General features: G+C 41.8%; 1 protein-coding gene. It reads right to left on the bottom strand.

Going from position 1 to position 1789, the window contains the following annotated elements:
- Positions 1-137: 137 nt before the first annotated feature.
- On the bottom strand, positions 138-1709 hold the full coding sequence (locus HGH90_RS31435; protein WP_168767655.1) for an IS1182 family transposase: 1572 nt from the start codon (positions 1707-1709) through the stop codon (positions 138-140).
- Positions 1710-1789 lie beyond the last annotated feature (80 nt).

The following is a 1789-nucleotide window of genomic DNA, read 5'->3' as shown; positions in this document are numbered from 1 at the left end:
GGGGCTGACCAAAAAGTAAAATAAGGCTTTTTGGTCGGCCTTTTTTTTAAGTGATAAATTTTCAGCTTTTAGATCTTGATTTGATTGTCGGGATGTTTAAATGTCTAAAAGTGTGATTTTAGGACAGTTTTTCCCTGTCAGGCTGTTATTTTTAGTCTTTGGAGATGTATTTTGCGCATATTATGGGCAATAGCGACCAGGCCAAACTCAGCGCAGACCTTTGATTTACCTCTTAGATTAAAACGGCGGAAGTATTGATTCATTTTGATATCCCCAAAGCAACTCTCCACCTCTTGTCCTCGTTGTCGTTTAAGCAGATCTCCTTTTTCACTTTTTAGATTTTGTCTCGCCTGATCTTTATAAGCATCCAGCATCTGATTGATCATTATGATCCGATTATTATCATTTGATTTCTTACAATCAGCGGCCCAGGGGCATCCACCGCAATTTTCACATTCATACAGCCGGCTGAAGCTGATGTAGCCATTCTTGTTGCGGTCGGTCTTCACAAATCTGAACCGTAATGTTTTATTATTGGGACAGATATAAGTATCAGTAGCTGTATCATAGCGGAAGTTGTCTTTATTAAAAGGATTATTGCGATATCTGGTAGTCTGTTCCTTATGATAGAGCGGGAACTTCATATAACTGCTGATCTCTTTGTCTTCCAGTAGCTGATAATTTTCCTGAGTGCCAAAAATACTGTCTGCAATGATGTTTTCCGGGGTGTGGCCGCCATGTTTTTCAAGCTGCGCCAGGTGTTCTTTAAAACAGGCACCATCATTGGTTTTCTGATGCACACTATAGCTGGTAATGAACTGTTTTTCTGTACCAATTAATACATTATAAGCCGGAAGGATCTCATCATTTTTCATTTTCATGGCGGTAGCATCGATATCTGTTTTACTATAGCCACTACGGGAACCGCTTAATTGCTGTTGCCGTTTATAGGTCTCTATTTTACTTTGGTGCTCTTCCAGCTTCTTTTTCAGACTCAACGCCTTCCGTTTGGTACGTCTGACGGCCGATCTATCTGCAATATCACTTAACTTATCTGCCTGTTCACTGATTTGTTCAGTACTGACCACTTGCCTGGTCTGACCCAGTTCCTCCAGGTCTTTATTTCCATATCGGTTATCTTCGCTGGCATTTAGCGCTTCTATCTCTTTAAACAGTTCCAGGCACTTCTGTTCTGTTGACGCCAGATACCTGCCTGCGTTCTTCTTCCACACCATTTTATGCCGGTTGGCATTAGCTCCGAACGTACTGCCATCACAGAAGTAATTTTCAAACCGGATATACTCCTGCTCCAATAAAAACACCAGCATACTTTTAAACAAATCTTCAATGGTATCCTTCAGAACACCACTGCGGAAGTTGTTGATCGTGCGGAAGTCCGGGCGATTAAAGGCTGCAAGCCACATAAATGTGATATCCTGACGCAATGCCCGCGCGATCCGACGACCCGTATAAATCTTCAGCGCATAACCGTAAAGCAATACCTTGACCATCATACGCGGATGATACGCACTAGTTCCCCCACCTTCATAGCTGCCCAGAACTGGACTTATGTCCATTTTATCTACAGTAGCACTGATAACACGAACCAGATGATCCGATGGGATTAATTCTTCCAGATTCGGAGGTAGTAAAAAATTTTGGTTAGGCGTATATTGTTTAAATACCTGTTTAGTCTTAGTTTTGGCCATAGTAATTTCAATGTGGTAATTAAAATTACTAATCGGCCCTTTCTCTGCAAAGAAAAGGGCCGACCTTTTTGGTCAGCCCC

Origin of the sequence: Chitinophaga sp. Ak27, from assembly GCF_012726295.1 — a bacterium.
GTDB lineage: Bacteria > Bacteroidota > Bacteroidia > Chitinophagales > Chitinophagaceae > Chitinophaga.
The sequence above is the reverse complement of the archived record's forward strand: the minus strand, read 5'-3'. Positions and strand labels throughout refer to the sequence as shown.